Origin of the sequence: Planococcus liqunii, from assembly GCF_030413595.1 — a bacterium.
GTDB lineage: Bacteria > Bacillota > Bacilli > Bacillales_A > Planococcaceae > Planococcus > Planococcus liqunii.
Map to the genome: position 1 here is coordinate 3,327,331 of NZ_CP129238.1, position 26,032 is coordinate 3,353,362.

General features: G+C 46.5%; 29 protein-coding genes and 1 riboswitch. Of the genes, 8 read left to right on the top strand and 21 right to left on the bottom strand.

Annotation, left to right across the window (positions count from 1 at the left end):
- Positions 1 to 133: 133 nt before the first annotated feature.
- Together QWY22_RS16425 and QWY22_RS16430 are read left to right on the top strand one after the other, a co-directional pair.
- On the top strand, positions 134 to 457 hold the full coding sequence (locus QWY22_RS16425) for a PadR family transcriptional regulator (RefSeq protein ID WP_300981898.1): 324 nt from the start codon (positions 134 to 136) through the stop codon (positions 455 to 457).
- Complete coding sequence (locus tag QWY22_RS16430) at positions 450 to 1,493, top strand: DUF4097 family beta strand repeat-containing protein (RefSeq protein ID WP_300981899.1); 1,044 nt, start codon at positions 450 to 452, stop codon at positions 1,491 to 1,493. Before QWY22_RS16425 ends, QWY22_RS16430 begins: the two co-directional genes overlap by 8 nt.
- Before the next feature lie 38 nt (positions 1,494 to 1,531).
- On the opposite strand, the gene QWY22_RS16435 is transcribed toward QWY22_RS16430, so the two are convergent.
- The 3 genes from QWY22_RS16435 to QWY22_RS16445 form a co-directional block, all read right to left on the bottom strand.
- The gene (locus QWY22_RS16435) at positions 1,532 to 2,380 is read right to left on the bottom strand and encodes a patatin-like phospholipase family protein (RefSeq protein WP_300981900.1); all 849 of its coding nucleotides are present in this window, start codon (positions 2,378 to 2,380) and stop codon (positions 1,532 to 1,534) included.
- Positions 2,381 to 2,433: 53 nt separating this feature from the next.
- Complete coding sequence (locus QWY22_RS16440; RefSeq protein WP_300981901.1) at positions 2,434 to 3,111, bottom strand: SOS response-associated peptidase; 678 nt, start codon at positions 3,109 to 3,111, stop codon at positions 2,434 to 2,436.
- A 67-nt stretch (positions 3,112 to 3,178) separates the two neighbouring features.
- On the bottom strand, positions 3,179 to 3,871 hold the full coding sequence (locus QWY22_RS16445) for an aspartate/glutamate racemase family protein (protein ID WP_300981902.1): 693 nt from the start codon (positions 3,869 to 3,871) through the stop codon (positions 3,179 to 3,181).
- Positions 3,872 to 4,134: 263 nt separating this feature from the next.
- Between QWY22_RS16445 and QWY22_RS16450 the strand changes: the two genes are divergently transcribed.
- Together QWY22_RS16450 and QWY22_RS16455 are read left to right on the top strand one after the other, a co-directional pair.
- A complete protein-coding gene (locus QWY22_RS16450; protein ID WP_036805491.1) occupies positions 4,135 to 4,566 on the top strand; it encodes a hypothetical protein in 432 nt (143 codons plus the stop codon).
- Between the two features lie 119 nt (positions 4,567 to 4,685).
- Entirely contained in the window at positions 4,686 to 5,885 is a 1,200-nt protein-coding gene (locus QWY22_RS16455) for an MFS transporter (RefSeq protein ID WP_300981903.1), read from the top strand.
- Between the two features lie 21 nt (positions 5,886 to 5,906).
- On the opposite strand, the gene QWY22_RS16460 is transcribed toward QWY22_RS16455, so the two are convergent.
- Together QWY22_RS16460 and QWY22_RS16465 are read right to left on the bottom strand one after the other, a co-directional pair.
- A complete protein-coding gene (locus tag QWY22_RS16460; RefSeq protein WP_300981904.1) occupies positions 5,907 to 6,098 on the bottom strand; it encodes a hypothetical protein in 192 nt (63 codons plus the stop codon).
- 66 nt (positions 6,099 to 6,164) lie between these two features.
- Complete coding sequence (locus QWY22_RS16465; RefSeq protein ID WP_300981905.1) at positions 6,165 to 6,644, bottom strand: metal-dependent hydrolase; 480 nt, start codon at positions 6,642 to 6,644, stop codon at positions 6,165 to 6,167.
- A 94-nt stretch (positions 6,645 to 6,738) separates the two neighbouring features.
- Between QWY22_RS16465 and QWY22_RS16470 the strand changes: the two genes are divergently transcribed.
- The 4 genes from QWY22_RS16470 (at position 6,739) to QWY22_RS16485 (ending at position 10,225) form a co-directional block, all read left to right on the top strand.
- Positions 6,739 to 7,365 (top strand): YfbR-like 5'-deoxynucleotidase, encoded by a 627-nt coding sequence (locus QWY22_RS16470; protein ID WP_036801824.1) that lies wholly within the window; start codon positions 6,739 to 6,741, stop codon positions 7,363 to 7,365.
- Positions 7,366 to 7,476: 111 nt separating this feature from the next.
- Positions 7,477 to 8,760 (top strand): hemolysin family protein, encoded by a 1,284-nt coding sequence (locus tag QWY22_RS16475; RefSeq protein WP_300981906.1) that lies wholly within the window; start codon positions 7,477 to 7,479, stop codon positions 8,758 to 8,760.
- 138 nt (positions 8,761 to 8,898) lie between these two features.
- A complete protein-coding gene (locus tag QWY22_RS16480; protein WP_300981907.1) occupies positions 8,899 to 9,258 on the top strand; it encodes a YolD-like family protein in 360 nt (119 codons plus the stop codon).
- Positions 9,259 to 9,376: 118 nt separating this feature from the next.
- Positions 9,377 to 10,225 carry a YihY/virulence factor BrkB family protein gene (locus QWY22_RS16485; protein ID WP_300981908.1) on the top strand — a complete coding sequence of 283 codons (849 nt, stop codon included), beginning with the start codon at positions 9,377 to 9,379 and terminating at the stop codon, positions 10,223 to 10,225.
- 39 nt (positions 10,226 to 10,264) lie between these two features.
- Here QWY22_RS16485 and QWY22_RS16490 read toward each other — a convergent pair whose 3' ends face one another.
- The 16 genes from QWY22_RS16490 to QWY22_RS16565 form a co-directional block, all read right to left on the bottom strand.
- Entirely contained in the window at positions 10,265 to 11,038 is a 774-nt protein-coding gene (locus QWY22_RS16490; protein ID WP_300981909.1) for a class I SAM-dependent methyltransferase, read from the bottom strand.
- Entirely contained in the window at positions 10,980 to 12,005 is a 1,026-nt protein-coding gene (locus QWY22_RS16495; protein ID WP_300981910.1) for a dipeptidase, read from the bottom strand. Before QWY22_RS16495 ends, QWY22_RS16490 begins: the two co-directional genes overlap by 59 nt.
- A complete protein-coding gene (locus tag QWY22_RS16500) occupies positions 12,006 to 12,728 on the bottom strand; it encodes a gamma-glutamyl-gamma-aminobutyrate hydrolase family protein (protein WP_300981911.1) in 723 nt (240 codons plus the stop codon).
- Positions 12,729 to 12,881: 153 nt separating this feature from the next.
- Positions 12,882 to 14,381 carry a D-alanyl-D-alanine carboxypeptidase/D-alanyl-D-alanine endopeptidase gene (gene dacB / locus QWY22_RS16505; protein ID WP_300981912.1) on the bottom strand — a complete coding sequence of 500 codons (1,500 nt, stop codon included), beginning with the start codon at positions 14,379 to 14,381 and terminating at the stop codon, positions 12,882 to 12,884.
- A 276-nt stretch (positions 14,382 to 14,657) separates the two neighbouring features.
- Complete coding sequence (gene ssuE, locus QWY22_RS16510) at positions 14,658 to 15,218, bottom strand: NADPH-dependent FMN reductase (RefSeq protein WP_300981913.1); 561 nt, start codon at positions 15,216 to 15,218, stop codon at positions 14,658 to 14,660.
- Between the two features lie 103 nt (positions 15,219 to 15,321).
- A riboswitch (SAM riboswitch) is annotated at positions 15,322 to 15,429 on the bottom strand.
- A gap of 19 nt (positions 15,430 to 15,448) precedes the next feature.
- Positions 15,449 to 16,054: a DedA family protein gene (locus QWY22_RS16515; RefSeq protein ID WP_300981914.1), complete on the bottom strand. Its 606-nt coding sequence runs from the start codon at positions 16,052 to 16,054 to the stop codon at positions 15,449 to 15,451.
- 16 nt (positions 16,055 to 16,070) lie between these two features.
- Entirely contained in the window at positions 16,071 to 17,180 is a 1,110-nt protein-coding gene (locus tag QWY22_RS16520; RefSeq protein WP_300981915.1) for an MGDG synthase family glycosyltransferase, read from the bottom strand.
- A gap of 1 nt (position 17,181) precedes the next feature.
- Positions 17,182 to 17,751: a C40 family peptidase gene (locus QWY22_RS16525; RefSeq protein WP_300981916.1), complete on the bottom strand. Its 570-nt coding sequence runs from the start codon at positions 17,749 to 17,751 to the stop codon at positions 17,182 to 17,184.
- Positions 17,752 to 17,982: 231 nt separating this feature from the next.
- Complete coding sequence (locus QWY22_RS16530; protein WP_300981917.1) at positions 17,983 to 18,252, bottom strand: hypothetical protein; 270 nt, start codon at positions 18,250 to 18,252, stop codon at positions 17,983 to 17,985.
- 128 nt (positions 18,253 to 18,380) lie between these two features.
- The gene (rbsB, locus tag QWY22_RS16535; protein ID WP_300981918.1) at positions 18,381 to 19,304 is read right to left on the bottom strand and encodes a ribose ABC transporter substrate-binding protein RbsB; all 924 of its coding nucleotides are present in this window, start codon (positions 19,302 to 19,304) and stop codon (positions 18,381 to 18,383) included.
- A 13-nt stretch (positions 19,305 to 19,317) separates the two neighbouring features.
- Positions 19,318 to 20,262 carry an ABC transporter permease subunit gene (locus QWY22_RS16540; protein ID WP_036801803.1) on the bottom strand — a complete coding sequence of 315 codons (945 nt, stop codon included), beginning with the start codon at positions 20,260 to 20,262 and terminating at the stop codon, positions 19,318 to 19,320.
- A complete protein-coding gene (locus tag QWY22_RS16545; protein WP_300981919.1) occupies positions 20,243 to 21,745 on the bottom strand; it encodes a sugar ABC transporter ATP-binding protein in 1,503 nt (500 codons plus the stop codon). The genes QWY22_RS16540 and QWY22_RS16545 overlap by 20 nt, the downstream gene beginning before the upstream one ends.
- A 17-nt stretch (positions 21,746 to 21,762) precedes the next feature.
- Positions 21,763 to 22,149, bottom strand: coding sequence for a D-ribose pyranase (gene rbsD / locus QWY22_RS16550; protein WP_300981920.1), 387 nt, complete (start codon positions 22,147 to 22,149; stop codon positions 21,763 to 21,765).
- Complete coding sequence (rbsK, locus tag QWY22_RS16555; protein ID WP_300981921.1) at positions 22,146 to 23,027, bottom strand: ribokinase; 882 nt, start codon at positions 23,025 to 23,027, stop codon at positions 22,146 to 22,148. Before rbsK ends, rbsD begins: the two co-directional genes overlap by 4 nt.
- Positions 23,024 to 24,007, bottom strand: coding sequence for a LacI family DNA-binding transcriptional regulator (locus QWY22_RS16560; RefSeq protein ID WP_300981922.1), 984 nt, complete (start codon positions 24,005 to 24,007; stop codon positions 23,024 to 23,026). Before QWY22_RS16560 ends, rbsK begins: the two co-directional genes overlap by 4 nt.
- A gap of 172 nt (positions 24,008 to 24,179) precedes the next feature.
- Positions 24,180 to 25,808 carry a M4 family metallopeptidase gene (locus QWY22_RS16565; RefSeq protein ID WP_300981924.1) on the bottom strand — a complete coding sequence of 543 codons (1,629 nt, stop codon included), beginning with the start codon at positions 25,806 to 25,808 and terminating at the stop codon, positions 24,180 to 24,182.
- Positions 25,809 to 26,032 lie beyond the last annotated feature (224 nt).

Below are 26,032 nucleotides of genomic sequence, written 5' to 3' on the forward strand. Positions count from 1 at the left end.
CTTTGCACTCAACGTAGTCCATTAAGTATATAAAGTCAATTACCAATACCTTGCTATAAACAGTAGTGAATGATATAGTACTCATTAAACAGTACTATTTTATGAATAGTAGTAAGGAAGGAGTGATTTTCTAATGAATGTCCAATTTAAGAAAGGGGTTCTTAACCTCTGTGTTCTTGTTCTTCTTGAGAAACAGGACCGTTATGGCTATGAACTGGTTCAAAAAATCTCTGACCGCATCGCCATATCCGAAGGATCGGTTTATCCGTTGTTGCGGCGGCTGACAAAGGAAGGATATTTCAGCACGTATTTGCAGGAATCGAGTGAAGGCCCTCCACGCAAATACTACAAAATAACAGAAACCGGAAAAGAGTATTTGCACGAGCAATTGGCTGAATGGAAAAGTTTCACGCATGGAGTTAACCAACTAATCGAAGAGGGTGTGCACAATGATTGAAAAACAGTTTATCCAAGAACTTGAACAGGCATTAACTCGGCTTCCAGAAGAAGAACGCAAGGACATTCTTCAGGATATCCAAGAATATTTTTCCAATGGACGCGCTGACGGCAAAAGCGAACAGGAAATTGCAGCTGAACTTGGCGCCCCTTCTGAAATTGCGGGTGAACTGATCGGATCGTTTGATTTCAACCAAGCTGAGTTTCCGGCAAAGTCTGTGAATCTAACAAAGAGTGAGTTGGACCACGACGGATTTGACCATGTCGATATTCAACTGGACAATGGTTCATTGGAAATCAGCCCTTCTTTTGATGGCGAGGTGCATGTCGACATCGAAAACAAAAGTTATAACCAGCTGTTCCTTACAGAAGTCATCGACCGCAAACTGGTCATTACGCTGAAAGATGAAGTGAAAAAATGGGGGATTTTCAGTTTCACGATCAACACCAAATCCCCTGTTGTCACTGTACAATTGCCTCCAAAAATGTATGAGTCCATCAAAATCCTGTCGGACAATGGAAAGATTGAAGCTGCACAATTGAGAAGCCGCATTTTTAATGCCAAGTCAGACAATGGAAGCATCGAATTAGAGGACATTGTCGCCTCAGCCCTCACCGTTAAATCCGACAACGGTTCCGTTAAGTTAAGAGAAATCCAAGCAGATACACTTTCAGCAAAAAGCGATAACGGCAAAATTGTCTTAAAAGGTGCAGAGGCGAAAACCATGAAACTAAAATCGGATAACGGCAGTATTGTAATGGAAAATGCCGCTGGAAATATAGAGGCGGAATCAGACAATGGAAAAATCCATTTGCAGACACCCGACCTTGAACGCAACATTGACTTGAAATCCGACAATGGCAGCATTACGCTTGAAACTTTGAAAGATCCGTTCAATGTTTCGATTCGTGCACATAAAAATCATGGAAAAGCTTCCCTTTTCGGTTCCAAAAGCAACAAAGCCGTATTCGGCGATGGACTCCATTCCGTCGTTCTGCAATCGGACAACGGCAGTTTAACGGTAAAACGGCTATAGAAAAAAACCGCTGGCTTCAGCGGTTTTTCTTATGGTCCTTAAACTGAGATGAACTTGATAATTTCTTCCATCCGTTCTTCCGCATCCCGGTAGCCCTGGTCATACAACTCCGTCAACTTTTCAATATCCCGCTCCATGCTATTGATCTTATAGAACTTAGAAGGCTGGATCACGAGGGCTTTCCCTTCTGCTTCCAGTTCTTCAATAAACTCCATCGTTTCGTTATAGCGCACAGACCAGCTTTCCATGCTTTTCACCATGCCAGGAAATTGGCGGTAAAGCGCAGGCATCAGCCGGGCAAAAGAATTCTTCTTTTTCCGGTATCCTTTTTCTTTTGTCAGTACAATGATGGGCTTTGTGACACTGTCTGCCAGGGCCTTGCGGATGGGAATGGGGTCAGCTACGCCGCCATCCATCAGCAAACGGCCTTCAAATTCAACCGGCTTCGCCATAAAAGGCAAAGAGCTGGATGCCCGCACTATCGCCAAGACATCTTTGGCATGCTCCCGCTTTTCAAAATACACGGCCTTTCCAGTTAAGCAATCTGTCACCCCTATGACAAACTCTTCCGTTGCGTCATGAAAACTGTTGTAGTCAAATGGCACGAGCCGATTTGGAATTTCGTCAAAAATCAAGTTCATCCCGAACAATTCCCTTTTCAGCAGCAGGTTTTTGACAGATATATAATCAGGATGGTGCACAGAACCGATGGTCACTTTATGGTTGCGGCCTGTCTGGCGTGATACATAAGAAGAAGCATTGCAGGCACCTGCCGAAACCCCAATAATATAATCCACAAATATCTCTTCTTCCAAAAACTTTTCCAGGACGCCTCCGGTGTAAACGCCGCGCATCCCTCCGCCTTCTAATATCAAACCGCTTTTCATCTTCACTCCCCCCGTCAATAAAAGCCGGCCGGATCAGTTCCGCCAGCTTTTGGTCACCCAATTTTCTCAATCAGCTCAGGGCCATTGTTTTTTGGTGAATTGACAGCATCAGAGACTTCATACGCTTCAAGCTCATTGGAATCAAAGGGCTGGAGCAGTTTGCCGAGCTCTTCTGCATCCTGCACGTTCGGGTCGAGCCAGATTTTCTCTGCTTCTTTCGTTAAAATGACGGGCATCCGGTCATGGATGGTACCCATCAATTCATTCGCTCCCGTCGTTAAAATCGAGCAAGTGTTGACGGTCTTGCCTTCCGGTGACTTCCAGGACTCCCATAAAGCTGCAAAAGCGAACGGTTCTCCAGATTTTAATTTGATGCGCATCGGCGTTTTTCCATCATCCCTCCGCTTCCATTCATAAAAGGAATCGGCTACCACCAAGCAGCGCTTTTTCTTAAAGGCATTCCGGAAGCTCGGTTTTTCCGCCGCGGTTTCCGCCCGCGCATTGATCATTTTATAACCGATTTTCTCATCTTTTGCCCAAGGCGGCACAAGCCCCCACTTCAAGAATCCCAGACGGTTTTTCTTGCCGTCGCTTACGACGGCTACTACCTGTTGGGAAGGTGCTACGTTAAAGCTTTGTGAATAGTCTTCTTCCGAAAAGCTTGCCTCATCAATGTTAAAACGTTCCAATAGGACACGGTAATCTGCATACAAGGAGTACCTTCCACACATGAGAATCATCCTTTCTGCATACGATTTTATTAATTTAAATATATCAGAATATTCCTCTAAAATGCATTTAATTACTCAAAGCACAGTCTACCGCAGCTTTGGTATGAATCATCGTTGTATCAAATAACGGAATGCCCGTATGCTCTTTTTGAACCAGCAAGCCGATTTCGGTACAGCCAAGAATGATTCCTTCTGCTCCGTCCACCGCCAGGCTTTGCATGACTTCCAGGAAGAAATTCCGCGAAGCTTCCCGCACCGTGCCCATGCACAGTTCTTCAAAAATAATCCGGTTGATTTCGGTTCTTTCTTGTTCACTTGGAATCAGTACTTCCAAACCGCCCGCGGCCAATCGGGATTTATAAAAATCCATTTCCATCGTGTAGCGGGTACCAAGCAATCCGATTGTTTGAAGCTGCTTTTCCTTAATTGCAGCGGCAGCAGCATCCCCAATATGCAATAGCGGAATGGAGAGGTTCTCTTCTATTTCTTCTATCACTTTATGCATCGTATTGGTGCAAAGAATGATAAAATCCGCTCCCGCCTTTTCAAGGCTTGTGGCCGCTTGCCCCAGCAGTTTTCCGGCTTGGTGCCACTCACCGCTTGCCTGCAGCTGCTCGATTTCTTCAAAATCCACGCTGTACAAAATGGATTTTGCGGAATGCAGCCTGCCCAAACGGTTTTTCACTTCTTCATTGATCAGCCGATAGTATTCAGCGGAAGATTCCCAGCTCATGCCGCCAATCATCCCGATTGTTTTCACAAAGCTTCCCTCCTTATATTTCACAGCCATTTTTTTCATGCACTTTCTGTCCTGTTTCTATTCGATAAAAAACAGCTATCTCCTTTTTTCGAAATTCTTTCTTCGCTTGACTTTCCTGCCATCTTTTCGATTCCATTTATATGATTATTTTCCAAAGCGTTACATCCTTATCCATGTATAAAGACCGAGAACCTTCTAACGCCCCTTTATTGGCGGAAGAGTGCTATAATAGAAGTATAATATGTTTCATTAGGAGGAATTACATGGCTACTGCGCGAGAAATGAGTCTGGTTAACAAGGATTTTCTGGTCGAAGAATTAGGGCTGAAACAACAAGGCAATTCTGCAGTTTTTACGAATGAAGATTGTTTTGTGCTGTCCCCCTCGGTACAGCGGTATGAAAAAGGATTCGATATCAGCGAATTCACTTTGGCGAAGTTTGATCCTGAGCGTCAGCAAGGCTTTTTGATCGTAAGGTATATGGATACCTTTTTAATGGCTAAACTGGAAAGTTTCACAAAAAAGATGATGCCCCCTGAATTGCAGATCCAAAAGAAAAACACGAAGCCGCATTGGAAGTTTACGGTTGCCGAGAATCCGGCATACCACCTCGTAAATACGCAAAACAAAGAATTGCGCTACCGGCTTCAAGAACCTTCAAAAAAACAAATCATCTCTTTCTTCAAAAAAATATAACCGACTCCCGCAATGATTGCTATTGCGGGTTTTTTTATCCCAAAAATCACCCTTGGCGGAATTTCTATGATTGTTTTTTAGTGTTAGTATAGGATTATCAATTCGAAGGAGGTGGCCGGATGCATACGGAAAAGTACACGGCAGACACCCGTGAATTTTGGAAAATTATGTTCAGTTTGCTGTTGGCTTCTCTTTTCATTTTTGCCAATTTGTACGTAGTCCAGCCGCTACTGCCTCTTTTTGTAGATGAATTTCAAGTGTCGGTTTCCGCCTCCAGCCTTGCCATGTCCCTGACGATCGTCGGGCTCATCCTTGGACTGATTGTGCTTGGGTTTTTCTCGGACCGCAATGGCCGAAGAGTTTATATCATCTACTCTTTGCTCGGTTCGGCACTTCCCTTTTTTCTTCTTCCCCTCGCCGAATCCTATAACTGGTTTCTGATACTCCGATTTATCCAAGGGTTTGCGCTTGCTGGAGTGCCGGCTGCAGCACTTGCCTACATAAGTGAAGAAATTGCTCCTAAAAATATCGGCTATGCCACGGCCTTGTATATTTCAAGCAATGCCCTTGGCGGCATGATCGGCCGGGTGCTTTCGGGATCCCTGACGGATCTGTTTTCCTGGCAAACCACATTTGTCATTTTTGGGGTTACCGGACTTATCTTGTTTGCTGCCGTGCTTTTTCTGCTGCCAAAGTCTCGCCATTTTGCGGCTGGGGATTTGACGTTTGCCAAAGATATCGAAGGCTTTTGGTTCCATTTGAAAAACCCTTCGCTGCTGGTGGTTTTTGGACTGGGTGCCGTTCTCCAGATCTCATTCACCGGCATGTGGACTTACTTGCCATTCCATATGGAAAACCCGCCTTTCTCCATGTCCCTTCAGTCGATTTCCTATTTATTCTTTGCTTATGGAATCGGGGTTGTCGGCTCTCCATTAGCAGGCCGGGCGGCTGAAAATTTCGGATTGCGAAAAGTGCGCAGAGCCGGCGTCGCCATTCTGTCGTTAGGCATTTTATTGACCTTGAGCTCTGTCACTTGGCTTGTCGTTGTCGGTCTCTGCGTTACTTGCCTGGGCTTTTTCACTGCCCACTCCCTTACCGCTGCTTCAGTCGGACAGCAGGCCGCCCACCATAAAGGAAGCGCGTCAAGCCTATACCTGGTTTCCTATTACATCGGTGTCGCTTGCGGAAGTTCGCTGCTGAGCCCCTTATGGACGAACGGCGGCTGGACCGGCTTAGTTCTTTTTACCGCCTTGTTGCCGCTCCTGTACTTAGCCGCTGTCAGTCTCTATAGAAACGCTGAAAAAAGGAAAGGCGCCTGAATGAACAGACGCCTTTCCTTTTTAATGCTCTTCTTTTTCTTCAACTGGGTTTTGTTCGTCGCCAATGCCCAGGTTGCTGTGGGCGCCTCTTTTTGCCATTTCGGCTCCGTCTTCAGCGGATTCCTGGCCAATGCTTTCGAATTCTTCCCGCTGACGGCGGTTTTCAGTAGGGGTGTCCGGATGTCTCTCAGTTGAAAAATCGTCTTTTCCCACAAAGTCTCCCTCCCTTTACTGCGTTTAAGGAAGATATTCCCCAAATCCCATTAACAAAACCACCGTTTACAAGTAAACAGCAAACGCCTCGTAGCCAAAATAAACGGAAAGCAGCGAGAGTGCGGCGAATACGAAATATTCGGCGGTTCCTCCTGTTGTGGCCGTTATCGGAAAGCGTACATTGAGTTTAAAAGGAAACAATAATTTAATCCCTCTTTTGGTTGCCATATCCAGGATAAAATGGCTCGCCATCCCTACCAAAACACCGGCAATCGCCGCTTCGTGGAGCGGCGTAGCGTTCAATAATGCTCCAATAAGTAATAGGAACAGCAAGCTATGGGTGAACGTCCGGTGCCCGAACAAGGTATTGATGATTTTCGATAGGACCGGAAGCGCCCGTCCGATTTTGCTGCCGCCGTGGCAAATGTCTGGAAGGATGGCGCCGACCACTCCCGCACTTAATAAAATAACGGGATCATAATTGGTGATTTGAGCAAAAGCAAGACTTGCTGCGATACCGCCTGTGATGTGAGTTTTTCCTGTCATGCGAATTGAGCTCCTTTTTTATTGTTCTCTTTTTTATTATACGCAAAATGGGGTATGGTGTTGGTAGAGAATTTATACTAAAGGAGTCGAGGGAATGGGAATTCATAAATTTTTTACTTCGTTGAACGATTTGGAGCGGATCATCCGTGCTCCGGGAAGATTTAAATTTGAAGAACACAATGTGGCGGCCCACTCCTGGAAAGTCAGCCAATATGCATTGTTCTTTGCAACGATTGAAGAACGGGCCGGAGAAACCATCGATTGGAAGTCATTATATGAAAAAACCATCAACCATGACTTTGCAGAAGTTTTTATCGGAGACATTAAAACACCGGTCAAGCATTCCTCGCCGGAACTGAAAGAAATGATTGCCAAAGTCGAAGAAGGCATGATGGAAAAATTCATCATCCGGGAAATTCCTGAAGAATTTCAGGAAGTCTTTTTTGACCGGATGAAAGAAGGAAAAGATGCCACAATCGAAGGCCGCCTGCTGGAAATGGCGGATAAACTGGATCAGTTTTACGAGTCTTTTGCTGAATTGAAACGGGGCAACGCTGACAAGGAATTTGTCGCCATGTACCGGATTGCGCTGAAAAAACTGCTTGCCATTCCGCTAAAAGCAAGCGTCACCTACTTCCGGGAAGTGATGCTTGATGACGTCATCAATGAAGACACCATCATTGATATCAAGGAAATCACACGCGCTGTACTTGAAGACTGACAAGAGTTGCCTGTAGGTTTTCACTTTAATTTATGGTAAATTTAAAGGTATATAAAATAACCCGGAGGTGAATCCCTTATTTAAGGGAATTTATTGGACCCCATACTTTTAGTGAATTTAGCTTTACTTGTCTTATTAATCGCGTTAACCGCCTTTTTCGTCGGCGCAGAATTTGCCGTTGTCAAAGTACGCATGTCGCGCATCGAACAGCTGATTGAAGAAGGAAATAAAAAAGCCGTTCTTGTAAAGAAAGTGGTCAGCGATCTCGATTATTATTTATCGGCTTGCCAGCTTGGCATAACGGTAACGGCCCTTGGCCTTGGGTGGCTCGGAGAACCGACAGTCGAACGCCTGCTGCATCCTTTATTTGAACTTCTCGGCGTCCCGGACTCCGTTTCGTTGATCATTTCGTTTGTGCTGGCATTTTCACTTGTGACATTCCTGCACGTAGTGGTCGGTGAAATGGCGCCAAAATCATTGGCGCTGCAGTTTGCAGAACGCATGACGCTGCTTTTGGCACCGCCGCTTTACTGGTTCGGCAAAATCATGGCACCGTTCATTTTCCTGCTGAATGGTTCGGCTCGTGTATTCCTTCGGGTTTTCGGCGTGCAGCCAATCAAGGATGAGCAAGCCCATTCGGAAGAAGAACTGAAAATCATCATGGCCCAAAGTTTTCAAAGCGGCGAAATCAATCAGACCGAATTGTCCTATATGCAGAACATTTTTGCTTTTGATGAGCGAAGCGCCAAAGATGTCATGGTGCCCCGTACGCAAATTATCGCGTTCCCGCAGGATTTGAGCAGCGAGGAATTGCTGACAGAGCTTCGCGAACATCGTTATACCCGCTATCCGATAGCGAATGACGGCGATAAGGACGATTTGATCGGATTTATCAATGCCAAGGAAATTTTGACCCATTATGCAGTGAACGGTGAGGTCAATATGGCTGATTTTATCCACGAGCTTCCCTATTTCCATGAAACCACGCCGCTTCAGACGGCTCTCATGAAAATGCAGAAGGACCGGACACACATCGCCTTAGTCATTGATGAGTATGGCGGCACATCCGGTATTATTACGATGGAAGACATCCTGGAAGAAATTGTCGGAGAAATCCGCGATGAATTTGACGATGAAGAAGAAGCTGAGATTATTAAAGAAAGCGAGAACCGCTATTTGATAGCGGGCCGTGTCCTATTGAAGGACTTGGAAGAGCGCTTCAATATGGAGTTTGAAGACAGCGACGATATCGACACGATTGCCGGCTGGATCCAGCATCAGCTGATCGAGGCTGAAACTGGCGATATTGTGGAAAAAGAAGGATATCGCTGGTCGATTATCGATATGGAAAACCATCACATTTTAAAAGTGGCTGTTGATATTTTTAAAGGCTGATCACAAGAGGCTTTCCCATGTGGAAAGTCTCTTTTTCTGTTTATATCATCCAGTTCCTTTCACTGGCAATTGACCCTTCCCTATCCTTTCTATAGAATAAGAACAAATGTTCCTATCAAAGAAAAAGGAGGGCTATTTATGAAACTGAATAAACATCTATCGGTCAAAGGCCAAATCAAGGACCGTGGGCGCATCAAATGGACCGCAATGATGCTGACAGAGCATGTGGACATGCTAAAAAAATGGCAGGAAGAAGACCGCTACAACAGCCGCCCGGTATTGGACGAGTTTGATTTGGAAGCGATTTTCGAGGAGATTCAACTGGCTTACAAGCGGCAATGCGACGTTGAAATCCAGATCTGGCGGGATGGCTCCGAAAAATTCACCGGTTTGATTACAACTGTTGATCTGCATCTGCAGAAACTTCATCTCGATACCGGGCTTCATACACAAAAGCTGTCTTTTGGCGAAATTATAGGAGCAAAAACATTGGAATAAAGAACAAAACGAAGCGGCATGGCAATTTGCATGTCCGCTTCTTTCCGTTTTTAGGATTAAAGCTTGCCGTTACGGGGCATATAAAAGATAAGCAACATTAACTAAGGAGGTTGGATTTATGAGCAAAGCAATGGGTGTCGCCAAAGATGTAGCCGGCGAAATCAAAAAAGACAGAGCCACGACATTGGCTGCTGCGCAAGCTTATTATTATTTATTAGCCATTGTTCCATTATTGATCTTACTACTAGCAATTTTACCTTATCTACAGCTTGATCCAAATCGGGTTATGGACTTCATTGCCACAGTTCTCCCAGGAGAAGTGGCTACCACGTTCCAAGATACCATTGTCAGCGTGGTCACGACCCCATCAGGCGGTTTGTTGACATTCGGTATTTTGGGGACTCTCTGGTCTGCCTCCAATGCCATGACGGCTTTTATCGAAGCTACTAACCAGGCATACGATGTAGAGGAGACGCGTTCATTCATCAAACTGAAAGGCATGGCAATTCTTTTAACGCTGTTTATGCTAGTAGCGGTAATCATCGCTTTGGTTCTTCCGATATTCGGCGGCGCCATTATTGATATGATCAGTTCATTCTTGAACTTGCCTCAGCAGACGGAAATCATTTTCCAAGTGCTGCGCTGGGTCATTTCCATTGCTGTAATGAGCTTAGTATTGGCGTTCCTTTATAAATTTGCGCCAAACAAACATTTCCCGTTCAAAGAAGTAATTATCGGAGCGGTGATTGCTACAGTGCTATGGCAAGTCGTGTCACTCGGCTTCTCGTTTTACGTATCAAACTTCGGCAGCTATTCTGCTACTTATGGCAGCCTTGGCGGTTTGATCGTCCTGATGCTATGGTTTTTCCTAACCGGCTTAATTTTAGTAATCGGCGCAGAAATCAATGCCGTCTTGCATAAACGCAAACATACGAAAAATGCACCGGCTCAAGTATACGAAGAATAAGAAAAAACCAGCGCACTGACAAATGTCAGCGTGCTGGTTTTATTTTTGGGCCATAACCATCCACTCATCGATCACAAACGTCCGGACTTCCCCGTTTTCGACATCAATTTGAAAATATTCCTGCACAGCTGCATCCGCTCCCAGCAAATGCTTTTCCACTCGCCGGACCTGCTCTTCGCTTTCAGCCGTCCTTCTTACCCACGCTGGGTACTGGAAAGTCTTTTTGCGGTCGAGCGATTGGATTTCCTTTAAATTATTCTCCTGAAGCAATTGGCGCCATTCATTTTTCGATAAGCAGCGTGCGTGGCTCGTGTCCCGCAGCTTTTCCGTGGCATTCATAAATAACGCCCATTCGTTTTCTTCAGGTGCGACATTATCTATTAAAATAAACTTGCCGCCTGTTTTCAGAACGCGTGCTGTTTCCCGGATAAATTTTTCCGGATGCGGAAAATGGTGCGGGGCAATCCGGCAAACGGCCGCATCAAAGCTTTCCGGCAAAAAAGGCAACGATTCGGCATCAGCTATGACGTAAAGGATATTGTCATATTCTTCTTTGAGATGCCTCGCTGTATTTTCCAGCATGGCTTCTGTCAAATCTGTTGAAATGACGGTGCCAGCATGCGGGGCAAGCGCCTTTGACACGTGCCCGCCGCCCGTTGCGATGTCTAAAACAACCCACGTCTTTTGGGGTTCAAGCCATTCAGCCAAAAGCGGAAGGTCATCGCCTTTTGCATGGATGTCGCTGGTGACGTATTTATCTGCGTTTTTGCCAAATACCGACTTCACTTTTTCTTTCAAATGCTCCTCCATCATCCATCGCTCCTTGTCTTAGCCCTGGCCGGTGCTCCAGGAAATTCCGGTACGCAAAGCCGGCGACTTCGTCTTCCGAATAATGCTTTTGCAGCTCATTGATCAGATTCTGGAATTTCGAGGCATTCTCCAAATCATGAATATGGGAAACGATGCCGTCAAAATCCGAACCGATGCCGATATGTTTCATTCCTCCAAGCCCGCAGAAGTGGTCGATGTGCTTGATCAAATCCGAAATCTCTACCCGGGATGTATCTTCTTTAATAAAGTCAAGGCAAAATACCACATCAATCAAGCCATTCTTCGCAAACATCGCTTTCGCCTGTTCATCGTCAAGGTTGCGTGGATGATCGCGAAGCGCCCGCGCATTGGAATGGCTCGCCATCGGGTAATCTGCCAGTTCCATGACTTCCCAGAAGCCTTTTACCGACAAATGCGAAACGTCCGTGAAAACCCTATGCTCATTGTTGAGCTGCACCACTTCTTTGCCGAGCAGCGTCAAGCCGCCTCCGCGCGGCTCTCCGGCGCCGTCTGCACACAGATTGGCGTTGTTCCAAGTCAAACCGATGGACAAGACACCGAGACGGTATAATTGGCGCAGCTTCATCAAATCATTGCCGAAGGCATCTGCGCCTTCCAGTGTAAGGACGGCGCCGATTTCATCGTCTTTCAAGCGGTCGATGTCTTCCCATTTTTTGATGTGTTTCATGGACGGGTTTTTCCCAAGCACTTCTGTATAGAACAAATCCACTTGTTCGAGTGCATGCTGCCATTTTTCCTCTGACGGCACATCCGGATACAGGAAGATGGCGAAAAACTGCACTTTCACCCCGCCTGCCTGAAGACGCTTGAAATTCGTATCCAGTACTTCCGAATCGGTGAAATGGAGCGGTTCCTGTTGAAAGAACCTGCCTCTTTTGGCTAATTGCAATTTTAATAGGGCATCGCAATGGGTATCGATGATATGCATTTATTCATCTCCTTCTTCTGTACACGCCTCAATGAACCCTTTGAAGATGTTTTTGGAAGCTTCATCCGCGGCGATAGCCATATTTTCAGGATGCCATTGAAGGCCCAGGACAAAATGATGTTCCTTGCTTTCAATCGCTTCCACTACCCCATCGCTCGCTGTTCCGCTAATCACGAAAGGCTCCGGCACATTTCGGTTTGCCTGATGATGCCGGCTGTTGACTCTCAATTTTTCAGTGCCCGTCAAACGGTGAAGCAGCGATCCTTCCGCTACATGGACAAAGTGGCTGCCATGCTCGACAGGCGACTGCTGCTGGTGCTGCAGCAAAGCCCCTTCTTTTTGCGCAGCAATATCCTGATACATGTCTCCGCCTATAGCTACATTTAAAATCTGCGCTCCGCGGCACACCCCTAAAATCGGTTTGCCGAGTTCCAGGACTTTCTGGATCAATGCCAGCTCAAACGCATCCCGGGATGGAATGATCGTTCCGAGATTTGGATGCGGCTCTTCCCCAAAAAGCGTCGGGTCGACGTCGTAGCCGCCCGCTGCAAACAGCCCGTCAATCCGCTCTGCGATCTGGTCGATGTCGCTGTCCTGCAGCAAATGCGGCAGCATTATTGGCAGTCCGCCTGCCTGCAGAAGCGCGTCTGTATCCGCTTGCTGAATATGGTATTTTGCTTTTCCTAATTCTTTTGATGACGTCACACCGATGATTGGTTTCATATGTATTGCCCCCCAGAAGTATTTATCCGAATATATTAAACATACAGAAAAAACGAATGAATTGCTAGATGGAGAGAAGGAATAATTCATGTAAGACGCTCTTCTGCAAATACCAAAACCCCGAAAAGAACTTACTCTTCGGGGTCTGCTCTTTTATTCGCCTTCGTATTCCGCGATTGCCGTTGCAATTGCATCTTCAATCGGCGTCACGGTCGTTAAATCGTTGTTGATGACAATCGAAAAGATCAGTTTTTCCCCGTCTTTTGTGTCAGCGTAGCCGGACAAGGAAGACACAGCAGTCAAGCTGCCCGTTTTAGCTGTGACATTGCCGGTTGCCGCTCCTGTCTTCATCCGGTTTCGGAGTGTTCCGCCTACCATGCGGTCTGCTGCACCCGCTACAGGAAGCGACGTGAGGAACGTATCGTACCAGCCTTTGCCTTGCGCTGCATAAAGAAGCTGCGAGATTTCATTGGCGGGGACCAGGTTTACATGCGACATCCCGGAAGCATCGCGCAATTGAATCGTGTCCGTATTGACGCCAAGATCAGCCGCTACCCCTTCCATGACTTCAATTCCTGCATCCCAGCTGCCTTCACCGGATACAACCCGCCCCATTTCTTTTGCCAGAATTTCTCCGTGCCCGTTATTGCTCAGTTTCATGAACGGAATGAAAAGCTCACGCAGCGGCATCGATTTCCGTTCCGCAAGCAAGGTGCTCCCTTCAGGCGTTTTGCCCATAGCCATTTTATGTTTGCCGATCAACTGGATGCCTTCAGCCAACAAAGCGTTTTCAAACAAATCCAAGGCATAACCGGACGGCTCCCATACCGCAATCCATTCGCGTGTGCGCGATCCTTCAAGCGGCATTTCCCCTTCGATGATGATGTCATTGCTGCCGTGCTCACGTGTAATGGAGACAGTTTTTTTCTGCCCTGCTGCTACAGTCGTTGTTTTGTTGATGATGTTGACGTAATCGGTATACGGCGAAAGCGTCACTTTTGTTTCGCTGCCTGCCCGATCTCCCGGATTAACTTCCACAATGACTGACCCAGCGTCATAGTCATCATTCGGCGAAGCCGTCAATGCCGAAACTTGTCCGCCGTAATAATAAATCTCGTCTTTCCATGTCAGGTCTTCAGACAGGCGCTCATTGTCGTACCAGGTGTCGTCACCGATTAAATCGCCTTTCACTTTCTGGATGCCCTGGCTTTTCAATTCTGCAGCAAACTGCTCAAAATCTTCCTGCAGCAAGGTTGGATCCCCTTTGCCTTTCAAATACAAATTCCCCTGCAGGACTTTCCCCGACAGCTTTCCATCAGTAAGCACTTCTGTGCTGAATTGATAATCCTCGCCCAATGTCTCAAGGGCCGCTGTGCTGCTGAACAACTTGGTATTGGAAGCCGGTTTCAACCGGACATCTCCGAAATGATCGTAAATCACTTCGCCCGAATCCGCTTTCCGTATGCTGACGCCAGCCAGTGCTCCGTTCAATCGCTTGTCCTGTAAAATTTGATTTACTTGATTGGCCAGTCCCGCATATTCTTCATCCGCTCCAGCCGACTGGTTCACCTGTCCCCATTGCACCGGTGAAAAAGCCAATACCGCCGCTAAAAACAACAGAACTCCCCACTTCCAAGACCGCTTCTTCTCCACTGTTCCATCTCCCCTAATTGTGTGATAACAGAAGCGTATCATAAGAAGAAAAAGAATATTCCGATTTTTAAGTAAATGAATCTATAAACATAGTAATTTCTATAACATATGATAAAATTATCCATTTATTAATAAAAAAATTTAAGCTGCTCCAATAAAAAAGAAGTTGCACCAAAAGTAATTTGGGGCAACTCCTTTGCGACAAAGCTAGCGCCGGGACTGGGATATGAAGGAGCAAGAGTACTCTCCAACACTCCATTAGAAGCAAAGACTTTCTTATACTTTTTGTCCGACGACTAAATCGGCCTTTCGCCTTTCAATAATCTCTGAAAAGTATTCCACTTGTTTTTGGATTCGCTGTTCCACGTCTTGGTCGATAATCGGCTTTGCCGGATTTGTTTTATCGATTTGGCTGTCCACCAGATAAACGCCTTTTAGGTTTTGCCCTTTTAATGTCGCAAGCAAAGGTTTTAAGGTATATTCAAGCGCCAATAGATGGGCAGAACTTCCGCCTGTCATGAGCGGCAATACCGGTGTATCCTGCAAGACATCCTGCGGCAACAGGTCGATCAACGCTTTTAAGACACCGGAATAAGCGGCCTTATACACCGGAGAGCCTACAATCACGCCTTTTGCGCCGTGGATCAGTGTACTGATCTCTGCGATGGCGTTGCTGTCATATTTCCCTAAAAATAAATCTTCCTGCGGCACATCTCTAACGGATATATGGCTGACCGAAAAGCCGACTTCTTTCAGCAGCTCTCCTAAATGCTTTAATACTAGCTCCGATCGTGAAACCTCAGAAGGGCTTCCTGACAAAATTACGATATCGCTCATTGCACTCTCCCTTTCTTTTTTGAACTATGTACCACTCGTTTCAAGGAGACAAAAAAGCCTTCTTTCCTCGTAAAAGAGAAAAGAAGGCTTTTGATCCGCCCTGTTCTTATCTCTCAAGAATGAATTCTTGCTGGAGTTAGCACCTTCCTGACAAATGTCAGAGGTTGCTGAAGCGTCAACGGGCCAGTCCCTCGGCTTCTCTGGATAAGGTTATGAATTTAATGTCTATCTTAGTACTCGGATTTAGATTTGTCAATAAGACGATTGGCTTTTCTGAATCTTGCGTAAAGAACTAAGCCCACTGCCCCGGTTGCTGACACTGCTCCGTATACATAAAGCTGATGGTCACTGTAGAGAGATTGGAATACTTCATAATTGCCGTTCACATAAGCACCGATGCAAAGCATGGCCAAACACCAAGAATAGATGCCCGTAAAAGTCAGCAGCAAATATTGGACAATTCCTATCTTGCTCATGCCGGCGACGTACGAAATATAATTCCCGATTCCGAATGGCCGTGACAGCGCAATGCTCCAGATTCCATAACGCCGGAACAAATCAGATGCTCTCTGCCGGCCTTTCGTGAAGCCCTTCGGCAATAACGCATGCATTTTTTTGCCGAGAAAGTAAGGAATCAGACTGGCTGCACTGTATGTCGCTGCTAAAGCGATTGACAAAAGCGCCGCTTCTCCGAAATTGAGATTCAATAATCCTCCATAAGCAATAACGAGTACCACCCCGGGAAAAGGAAGTGAAGAACCTTCAAGAAACATAGCCGCAAGCAATCCGGACAGCCCCAGACTCTCAAGAAACGCCAGCAATTGCTCTACCAACATAGCCACTCTCCTTTCCTCAGCTAATCAGCATCTGTTCAATGGCATTCGTTATTTTATGAGGAGAGGTGTATAAAAGCGATTGTTTGTGTTTTTGAACAGCCGCTTGATGGCGCTTGATTTGTTTGGTGTCTTCCAGGGTTCTCGCAATAAATTCCAGCAAATTTCCACTACTCGGCAAAGTAAATGCCAGATTCTGTTCCATTAAATAACGGAGATTGATTTCTTCCTGCCCCGGAAGCGGAGCAGATACGAAAATTGGCAGCTCTTTTTCCAGCGCTTCACTGATCGTCACACCGCCCGGCTTTGTGACGAGCACGTCCACTTCGTTGTAAAGCCGGTTCATTTCTTCTTTGGAGGAAATATACGCCAATGGTTTAATAGCCGGATTGTTTAATGCAGTAAGCTGTTTAAAAAGACGCTTGTTGGTGCCGCAAAGCACCCGGATTTCCCATTTGCTGCTGTCGATTCCTTCTTTCAGCTGCCCGATGATGTTAGACAATCCCGTGCTTCCTCCTGACACCAAAACGGATACCGTTTGAGACTCTTTTCTTCTTTTGCCTTCCCGGAATCGCTCGCTGACCGGAATGCCTGTAACAAATATGCGCTCTCTTGGAATTTGATATTCCTGTTGGAGCTTGTCTTTCATCGCTTTGGTTGCTGCAAAATGAAATTCAATCCGGCTTCTGCCCCATACATCGTTGATAAAAAAATCTGTGTAGATATTCAAACATGGAACTGGACACCTTCCGCTTTCTTTTAGTTTATTGATGAAGAAGGAAGGAAACCCGTGCGTACAGACAATCAGATCCGGTTTTTCTTTTGAGATAATTGTTTCTACTTTTTTCATGAACAGCCACTCAAAATATTTTGCAGAATGCTTTTCCTTTGAGCGAAAAGCAAATTGCCGGTAAATCCAGCCATAAGAATGAGGCGACCGTCGAATCCACTGCAAATAAGCTTTCACTGTCACCATTTCGGCTTTGGCATTCCATTCGCTCAACAGGTCCACTTTTTTGCATTCTACTTCAAAAGAATCGCCCGCTACGTATTCAGAGAAAGCAGCGGCAACTTGGTGATGACCGGACGGCATACTGTTTAGAAGCGGAAAAATCAGGATTTTCTTCATGCTAAAGCACCTCCGCTAAACATTTCTCTTCTTGCAAAGACAGATGGACCTTTTCGAAAAAAGGGTAATCCTCCATTGCACCCCGATACAATAAGTCAAATTGTTCTGCATCGAATAAATCGCTTGGCATCGTCAGGGAAGACGGTTTTGTTGAAACTTGGATGCCGCCGTATTGCAGAACTTCTGAGACAAATTGAGAACAGAAAAAAGCTTTTTCCCGTTCAAAGGCTTTCTGAAGTGCTATAGCGAACAAGCCAGCCAAATTATACTTATACTGCTCATGGCGCTGCTCCATTTTATGGATAAACACCCGCATGGCCGCATAGCCCTCCTCGGATACCTGACATTTGAATATTGCACAATGCGCACGTTGAAATAATGCTCCATGCAAATCTTCTTTGACGAAACCTCCACTGAATGCTTTGTTCGCACTTTTCCTGCCAAAACTGTACACTTCATTCAGTTCCCGGTTGAATGACAGCGATACATGGCTGTATGGATGCCGTGTATACAGTTTGATCATTTTTGACAGCGGAGTCTTCGTATCGGTAAACACCATATAGACCTCCATTGTTTCATCTCCTCACCAGCCGTCTCTTGCAGCCCTGCGTTTTTACTTGTCTTTATTGTAGCCGGGCGCAAAAACTGAGACATCAGGCGCAGGACTTTTTATTGATAAGACTTGAGGTGTAGAAGATTCTAAGCCATTTAATTGTTGAAAACCGGGATTGCGACACAATTGGTTATAATATCGGCAAAATTAGGCATAAAAAAGAGAGGTGCAAATTCTGCACCTCTCTTTTCAGCCTTCCCACTGGATGTCAGTCGAATGGACAAGCCGCTCCCCTACGAAAATGCGGCATTGCACTTTAAAAAGACGCCAGCCGATCGACACTTTGATGTCTTCTGTTTCGCCTTCCTCATTCTTCACTTTGCCAAACAGCCTTGAACTCAAATGGAAACCGAGATGTTCATCCTGCAATACCCCATCGACAAAAAGCTTTTCTCCCGCCACCGTTTTCTCCACCTGAATCGTGTGCATCCCGTACTTCAGCTTCCAGACATCTCTCATTCCATCGCCTCCTGCACTAAACTATTGAAGATAGTATAGCAGAAAAAGAGCCGTGCAAAATATTTGCACGACTCTTTTCCATTGAAGCTAGCGATGCAGATCCAATACACCTGCATCGAGCTTCTATACTATTGTTTAATCAATTCCAATTCAACCGGAATCGATGCTTCCACTTCTTCGCCGTCCAATGATTTCACAGCGGCTTCAACTGCCGTCTGGCCGATCAATTCAGGTTTTTGAGCGACCGTTCCAGCCAAGCGCCCTTCTTCCACTGCTTTCACAGCATCATCTGTTGCATCGAATCCAACCACTGTAATCTCTTTTCCAGCGGCTTCGATTGCTTCAAGAGCACCCAATGCCATTTCGTCGTTGTGTGCGAACACTCCCTTAATGTCAGGGTTTCCTTGCAGGATGTTTTCCATAACCGTCAAGCCTTCAGCACGGTCAAAATTAGCTGTTTGCTTTGCTGCAACTTCTAAGCTTTCTGCAGCCACTTTGTTAAAGCCTTCTCCGCGTTCACGTGCCGCTGAAGCTCCTGGAACACCTTCCAGTTCAGCTACTTGTGCGCCGTCGCCAACAAGTTCAAGCAAGTATTCCCCAGCCATTTCCCCGCCGGCAACGTTATCGGATGCAATGTGGGAAACCACTTCGCCGCCTGCTGCACTGCGGTCAACTGTGATGACCGGGATGTTTGCTGAGTTTGCAGATTCAACTGCTGCTGTAACTGCTTCAGAATCCACCGGGTTGATCATAATCAGGTCTACGCCTTGTTGGATCAAATCTTCTACATCACTTGCTTGTTTTGCTGCATCGTCCTGTGCATCAACTACAGAAATTGTTGCACCAAGTTCCTTCGCTTTTGCTTCTGCTCCTTCGCTTAATGTAACGAAGAATGGGTTATTCAAGGTAGAAACAGAGAAACCGATTTTGTAATCGCCGCCGGAATCAGAGCCACTTCCTGCATCTTCTGATTCCGAACCTGGTGCTTCCATTGAACAAGCTGCCAAAATCATCATTGCGATCAATACCAATAGTAAGAACGTTTTTTTCATTTTCCAACACCCCTTATGCTGTTTTTTTACGGTCCAAGAGAACCGCTAGTAATATGACTGCACCTTTAACCACTTGCTGGAAAAAGGATGAAACCCCAATTAAGTTCAAACCGTTATTCAAAACTCCGATAATCAGTGCGCCGATCAAAGTGCCGACAATCCAGCCACGGCCCCCAGTCAAGCTGGTGCCGCCCAGAACAACTGCTGCAATCGCATCCAACTCGAACATTTCCCCGGCAGTCGGCTGCGCTGAATTCAATCGTGAAGTCAAAATCAATGAAGCAAGCCCCGCCAGCAATCCGACCAGTGCATAAACGTAGATCTTTACGCGATCGGCATTGATGCCGGAAAGAATAGACGCTTCTTCATTGCCGCCTACCGCAAAGACGCGGCGGCCGAACGTTGTCTTTTTCAAGATGAAGTACAAAATTGCGAAACTGATCAGCATCGTGACAACTGGAATTGGAATCCCGAGGAAATAGCCTTTTCCAAGCATCTGGAAAGCCATATTATCTCCAAGTCCGGAAATCGGACGGCCTTCCGTGTAAACGAGCGTCAGTCCACGGTAAATGGTCATCGTCGCAAGTGTAGCAATAAATGGCGCCACTTTCCCTTTGGCAATGATAATTCCGTTAATCGCCCCCAGCACTGCACCCAGCAACAATCCGATCAGCATCGCCAGAATCGGATCCATGCCGCTTGCCATCATGCCGGCTGTAACCGCTCCGGTAAGGGCTAAAATCGACCCGACCGACAAGTCGATTCCTCCGGTTAAAATAACAAACGTCATCCCGAATGCGATCAAGGCATTCATTGAAACTTGCCGCAAAACGTTCAGTAAGTTGCTCGTAGCCAGAAATCTTGGCTCTAAAATGGAAATAATAAGAATGATAAGAATCAGCCCGATAAACGGAGCAATTTTTTGTATGATTGACTGGTTAGCTGTTTTCAACTGCAAGTTTTCCACCTCCTGTAGCAAAATGCATAATTCGTTCCTGTGTCATTTCCTGTTTTGGCAAGTCAGCCGTCACTTTTCCTTCATGCATGACGATGACCCGGTCCGCCATTCCGATCACTTCCGGCAATTCAGACGAAATCATTAAAATCGCCACGCCGCGTTCTGCCAGTTCATTGATGATCGAGTAAATCTCTTTTTTCGCCCCCACATCCACTCCGCGGGTCGGTTCATCCAAAATCAGCAGTTCCGGCTCAATGCCGAGCCATTTGGCGATAACCACTTTCTGCTGGTTTCCGCCGCTCAGGGATTTTGCGGTTTGGGTTGGTCCGGATGTGCGAATGCCCAGACGCTTAACCATCCCCTCGTAAAGCGAGCGCTCTTTGTCTTTGGAAATCAAGCCATTTTTCGAAATCGAAGAAAAATTGGTCATGCTGACATTTTCTTCTACAGTGAAATCGACAATCAGCCCTTCGGATTTGCGGTCTTCGGTTACATAGCCGATGCCCAATTCCTTCGCTGTTTTCGGGTTGGCGATTTTTACTTCCCGCCCGTCCAATAGGACCGTCCCTGAATCCGCTTTCTTATAGCCGAACAAGGATTGGGCTACTTCGGTACGCCCTGCCCCCATGAGCCCGGCAATCGAAAGCACTTCGCCTTTGCGGATTTCAAATGAGACGTCTTCGAAACAGTCTTTCCGCGACAAGCCTTTGACCGCCAATTTAACATCTCCGATTTGTGCATTGCGCTCAGGAAAACGTTCACCCAGTTCGCGCCCTACCATCATCTGGACAATTTCTTCAAAAGATGTTTCTTTGATGTTCCGGTCTCCGACGTATTGTCCGTCCCGCAAGATTGTAATGCGGTCGCATAAAGCAAAAATCTCTTCCATGCGGTGAGAGATGTAGATGAACGAAACGCCTTTGCTTTGCAAGCCTCGCACGGTCTCAAACAAGGTATCAATTTCCCGGTCTGTCAAAGCTGCTGTCGGTTCATCCATGACAATCACTTCCGCATTGGCGGACAAGGCCTTTGCAATTTCCACAATCTGCTGCTGGCCAACCGACAGTGTGCTTGCCGGCTGGGATGGATCGACATTCAAGCCGAGTTCTGCCAATGCCTGACGCGTCTTTTCGCGCATCGTTCTTGTTTTGAGGATTCCGCTGCGCCCGAATGTTTCTTCTTTTCCAAGAAACAGGTTATCGGTGATCGATAAATGCGGCAGGATGTTCAATTCCTGATGAATAACCGCAATTCCCGCTTCTTCCGCTTGTTTGGGCGAAGTGAACTCCACTTCCTGCCCTTTTACTTTAATCGTTCCGCTGTCACGCGAATAAATGCCGGTCAGTATTTTCATCATGGTGGACTTTCCGGCGCCATTCTCGCCCATCAAGGCGTGAATTTCCCCTTTTTCTAAGGAAAACTGGACATCTTTCAGCACTTGGTTTCCACTAAATGATTTTGATATATTGGTCATTTGGATCATGGTGGTTCACCTCCCAGTTAAAAAATCACGCCAGAACGAAGGACGATATTTGCATAAGGTGTCGCTTCTCCTGTACGGATAATCAGTTTCGCTTGTTTGCTTTGTTCTTTTAATTCTTCGTGCGATATATAATCTGCTTTAAGCTGCGCCAGAACTTTCTTTTCCACTTCCGGATTGCCCTCGGTTATTTCCCGGGCAATGAAAGCCGCTTCCGCTTGGAAATCTTCCAGAACGGCCTCGAGAACCGTTAAGAACGGAGGCTCGCCGATGCGATAGGACAAATCGATGCATGGCACGCCTTTTGGAATCGGCAAACCGCAGTCTCCGATGACCAGTAAATCGGTATGGCCGAATGAGGCAAGCGAAGCTGCGATATCCCGGTTGATCATCCCCAGTTTTTTCATAGCTCTCTTCCTCCTAAACGCGCCAATACTTCTTGCCGCTTCGGCATGCCGCCTTGGGCTCCGAATTTCTCCACCGATAAGGAAGCTGCCGCATTAGCAAAGCGGACAGCTTCTTCAAATGGCATGCTTTCCGCTAGTGCAACACCGAGCGCTCCATTAAAGGTGTCGCCTGCACCCGTCGTATCGACCGCTTCTGTAGCAAACCCTTCAACGGTCACATGGCGGGATCCATCAAAATAACGGGCGCCTTTTTGGCCGATTGTGACAACCAGCCGATTCGGGTACTGTTCAAGCGCCGCTTCCCAGTCTTGCCCGAACATTTCCTCTGCTTCGGTTTCATTCGGTGTTAAATACGTCGCATAAGGGAGGAATTCGTCTGTAAAACCTGTGGCCGGAGCCGGATTCAAAATTGTCGGAACTCCGTGCTGATGACAGATTTCCAAAGTGCGCTGAATGACCGGAATCGGTATTTCAAGTTGCATGATCACCATTTGGCTGTTCGCCAGCTGGGTTTCAAACGCTTCCATTTCCACCGCTGTCAGTTGATGGTTTGCACCCGGCACGACGATGATCCGGTTGTCGCCTTCAGACAGCAAAATGTTGGCAATGCCGCTTGTGCCTTCAACCCGTTTCACGTTATTTACCTGAATGGATTCAGCCTTTAAGCCCGCCAGCAGTTCGTCTCCGAAAGCATCTGTCCCAACTGCTCCAATCATATGAACTTCACTGCCAAGCCGAGCGGCTGCAACAGCCTGATTGGCGCCTTTGCCTCCAGGAACTGTCGTATACAAATCGCCGAGCGCCGTTTCCCCCTGTTTTGGAAAACGGTTCGTCCGTACGACGAGGTCCATATTTATGCTTCCTACTACTGTAATCATTTTTCCACGCTCCTTGTGGTTCCACGGATTTTCAACTGGACCGGCACTTCAAAGAAATGCTGCTCTTCCACTTGGTTTTCGATCCGTTTGATCAAAACTCGGGTGGCAATGGCCCCCATTTTATAGACATCCTGAGCGACCGTCGTCAAGCCGGGCGTCAGCATTTCACCCATCGCGATTCCATCAAAGCCGACTACCTGCAGCTCATCCGGCACCGCAATTCCAAGCTTAGCTGCGGCTTTTAAAGCACCTGCTGCCGACACATCGCTGCTGGCAAAAATGCCGTCGATGTTTTTATGCTCCCGGAGCACCCGGTCCACTATTTTTTCCGAATCCGCAAAATGGAACGGACAAACCACCACATCATATTCAACACCCGAATCGCGGATGGCATCCATAAAGCCTTCATAGCGGTCATTTGCCGGATTCAGTTCTTCCGGGCCCCGCAGAAAGAGGATTCTTTTGCAGCCCCGCTCCAATAGAACACGGGTGCCCATCGCCGCGCCTTCTCTGTTGTTCGATGCCACTGTCGGAATGTGCTCATTGATGGCCCGGTCAAGCGCCACGATCGGCAGCGCCATATTGGCGTAATGCGGAGCATCGAGCTGGTTGGATGTCACAATAAAACCATCGATGTATTTTTTCTTTAACGTTTCAAGGTAATTTTTTTCTTTTTCTGGGTTTTCATCCGAATTGCATAAAATGACGGTATAGCCATAGGTTAAAGCAACATCTTCCACTGCACGGGCCAATTCCGGAAAGAAGGGATTGGTGATGTCCGGTACGATGAGACCGATTAAATTGGTCTTTTTCGTGTTGAGAGACCGGGCAACAGGATTCAGCTCGTACTTCAATTCTTTTACAGCGGCGGCCACTGCTTTGGCCGCATCTCCGCTGACATATCCACTGTCGTTCAAATAACGGGACACTGTCGCTACGGAAACTCCTGCTTTTTTCGCCACATCTCTAATCGTCGTCATATATATGCTCCGTTCTGCTCGAATGTGTAACCGGTTACACAAAATATACAACGCTGTTACACCCTTGTCAATGTGAAGATTTTCCATATTAAAAGGATTTTCATCGATTGATGAAAATCCTTTTAGGAAACTATTTATAATATTCTAAGCAGGTACTTGCTGGATGACTGATTTATTCGTAAATGCCAACACTATCAAAACCTTCAGCGGCGGCTTTCGCTTCAGCGCTCGCTTCTCCGTAAATATCAGCTGCAGACTGGACAATGGCCCGGCGCGCAGCGCTGAAATCAGAAGTCGGCGTTAAATACACCGTCAGTGCCCGATAAAAAATTTGGCCCAGCTTTTCTTTTCCGATTTTTTCGCCAATCAAATACGCCGCATGGTTGGTAATCGACGAGTTGATATGCACGCCGCCATTGTCAAGGCTTCTCGGCAGGTCATAGTATTCGTCCATATGCGCAGGGTATTTGCCTTTTCCGTCGCCGTAAGGAACATAGTCCGCTTTAACCGGGTATTTGCCTGGATCGCTCAAACTGCGGAGCGATACACGGCCGTCCGCTTTTGCCCCTGGACCCATAATGTCTTCTCCGACTTCCCAGTCCTCACTGTCAATCAAGGCCCCGAAGATGTCGGCGAACGATTCGTTCAATGCACCTGACTGGAAGCGGTACTGAAGGTTTGCAGAGTTTGTGATTACGCCATGCGTCATTTCATGGGCAGCTACATCAAGCCCGGCAGACAGGGGCACCATATAAGAGCCGTCCCCGTCTCCGTATGTCATCTGGCGGCCGTTCCAGAAAGCGTTATTGTAATTATCGCCGTAATGCACATAAGAAACGATTGCCATTCCTTTGTCATCAAGTGAATTCCGTCCATGTTCCTCTAAGTAATAATCATAGACGACTTCCGAATTGTAATGTGCATCTACAGCGGCGTGCTGATATTCGTCTTTCCATGATGCACTGTTGTTCGAAAAGATCTTGCCGTCATTTGCATCATAGGTGAAAATTCCTTGAAGTCCTGCATGGGAAGTGTCCGATAAACTAAAAATCGTTCCCTGGCTTGGCAGTTGAGTCCGCGTAGTATGTATTTTCCGCTGCGCTCCAAGGACACCTGTTCCAACCGATTCGTGATGGTTGTCCACATGCATCAATGCATTGTACTGGTCGATGGTTTCCCCGCTTTTTGCATCAATAAAGGCAAACCAATTCCCTGGTTTTTCCCCGAGGAAATTGACATTCACTTTATAAGCCAAATGGTTGGTTCCTTCAAAAGGATAAATCACCAAATCCGCTAAAGGGGTTTCTTCCAGTTGAGCCGGAGCGTTTACTGCCTTCTTGGCTGCTTCCACCGCTGCCGCTTCACTGACAGCCGCTGATGTGTCGATCTCCTCTGTTGCTTCCGGAATATGGCTGCCATTTACAGACACCAGTTCGTCTTGTTTGTTATAATGGACGACCACTTCGGATCCTTCTACCGGAATGCCTTTTACGGTCTGGTTAAAGCGGACATGTTTCATGCCAAGCGAATCTTTCTGTATGTTTTTCACTTTCAAGTTTTTATCCGGATTGGCTACACCAATCTGCTTTTCAATCTTTTTTAAATAATCCAGAGCATGGGCTGCCGCATTGCCAACCTGTTTTTCACCAAATTTTTCTTTTACAAAAACCGGTACGCTGCCCGTTTCATTCCACGGCTTGCCGGGCTGGTCCGGTGGCGCAGCCAATGCATTGGCTGCGGAAAATGAGCTAAGTACGAGAGCCGAAGATAATAATACTGGAACAAAATAATTTTTCTTCAAATTTATTCCTCCCTCTTCAATCTGATATTAGTATAGAAAAGAATGGTAACTCCCACAATAATAAACTGAAAAGTTTCAATATTTGAATTATAATACCTATTAGTTCGATCCTCGAATTATATCCATCCACTTAGCCTAAAAAGCTGCCAATTCAAATTTGCGAAACAATCGGGCCGTTAAACCTACTTCTTTCCATATAAAAAACTTCCCTCTCGCTGCCCGGA

Excerpts from the sequence above, each read along its gene's own strand:
- QWY22_RS16515 (WP_300981914.1), bottom strand. The coding sequence starts at position 16,054 with ATGTTGGTAGAGCAATTGCTGGCGTTTCTTGAGAGTCTGGGGCTGTCC.
- QWY22_RS16545 (WP_300981919.1), bottom strand. The coding sequence starts at position 21,745 with ATGATCCAAATGACCAATATATCAAAATCATTTAGTGGAAACCAAGTG.
- QWY22_RS16430 (WP_300981899.1), top strand. The coding sequence starts at position 450 with ATGATTGAAAAACAGTTTATCCAAGAACTTGAACAGGCATTAACTCGG.
- QWY22_RS16485 (WP_300981908.1), top strand. The coding sequence starts at position 9,377 with ATGAGCAAAGCAATGGGTGTCGCCAAAGATGTAGCCGGCGAAATCAAA.
- rbsD (WP_300981920.1), bottom strand. The coding sequence starts at position 22,149 with ATGAAAAAACTGGGGATGATCAACCGGGATATCGCAGCTTCGCTTGCC.
- QWY22_RS16500 (WP_300981911.1), bottom strand. The coding sequence starts at position 12,728 with ATGAAACCAATCATCGGTGTGACGTCATCAAAAGAATTAGGAAAAGCA.
- QWY22_RS16530 (WP_300981917.1), bottom strand. The coding sequence starts at position 18,252 with ATGAGAGATGTCTGGAAGCTGAAGTACGGGATGCACACGATTCAGGTG.
- rbsB (WP_300981918.1), bottom strand. The coding sequence starts at position 19,304 with ATGAAAAAAACGTTCTTACTATTGGTATTGATCGCAATGATGATTTTG.
- QWY22_RS16490 (WP_300981909.1), bottom strand. The coding sequence starts at position 11,038 with ATGATGGAGGAGCATTTGAAAGAAAAAGTGAAGTCGGTATTTGGCAAA.
- QWY22_RS16480 (WP_300981907.1), top strand. The coding sequence starts at position 8,899 with ATGAAACTGAATAAACATCTATCGGTCAAAGGCCAAATCAAGGACCGT.
- QWY22_RS16425 (WP_300981898.1), top strand. The coding sequence starts at position 134 with ATGAATGTCCAATTTAAGAAAGGGGTTCTTAACCTCTGTGTTCTTGTT.
- rbsK (WP_300981921.1), bottom strand. The coding sequence starts at position 23,027 with ATGATTACAGTAGTAGGAAGCATAAATATGGACCTCGTCGTACGGACG.
- QWY22_RS16470 (WP_036801824.1), top strand. The coding sequence starts at position 6,739 with ATGGGAATTCATAAATTTTTTACTTCGTTGAACGATTTGGAGCGGATC.
- QWY22_RS16525 (WP_300981916.1), bottom strand. The coding sequence starts at position 17,751 with ATGGAGGTCTATATGGTGTTTACCGATACGAAGACTCCGCTGTCAAAA.
- QWY22_RS16560 (WP_300981922.1), bottom strand. The coding sequence starts at position 24,007 with ATGACGACGATTAGAGATGTGGCGAAAAAAGCAGGAGTTTCCGTAGCG.
- QWY22_RS16440 (WP_300981901.1), bottom strand. The coding sequence starts at position 3,111 with ATGTGTGGAAGGTACTCCTTGTATGCAGATTACCGTGTCCTATTGGAA.
- ssuE (WP_300981913.1), bottom strand. The coding sequence starts at position 15,218 with ATGAGCGATATCGTAATTTTGTCAGGAAGCCCTTCTGAGGTTTCACGA.
- QWY22_RS16520 (WP_300981915.1), bottom strand. The coding sequence starts at position 17,180 with ATGAAGAAAATCCTGATTTTTCCGCTTCTAAACAGTATGCCGTCCGGT.
- QWY22_RS16495 (WP_300981910.1), bottom strand. The coding sequence starts at position 12,005 with ATGCATATCATCGATACCCATTGCGATGCCCTATTAAAATTGCAATTA.
- QWY22_RS16435 (WP_300981900.1), bottom strand. The coding sequence starts at position 2,380 with ATGAAAAGCGGTTTGATATTAGAAGGCGGAGGGATGCGCGGCGTTTAC.
- QWY22_RS16450 (WP_036805491.1), top strand. The coding sequence starts at position 4,135 with ATGGCTACTGCGCGAGAAATGAGTCTGGTTAACAAGGATTTTCTGGTC.
- QWY22_RS16455 (WP_300981903.1), top strand. The coding sequence starts at position 4,686 with ATGCATACGGAAAAGTACACGGCAGACACCCGTGAATTTTGGAAAATT.
- QWY22_RS16465 (WP_300981905.1), bottom strand. The coding sequence starts at position 6,644 with ATGACAGGAAAAACTCACATCACAGGCGGTATCGCAGCAAGTCTTGCT.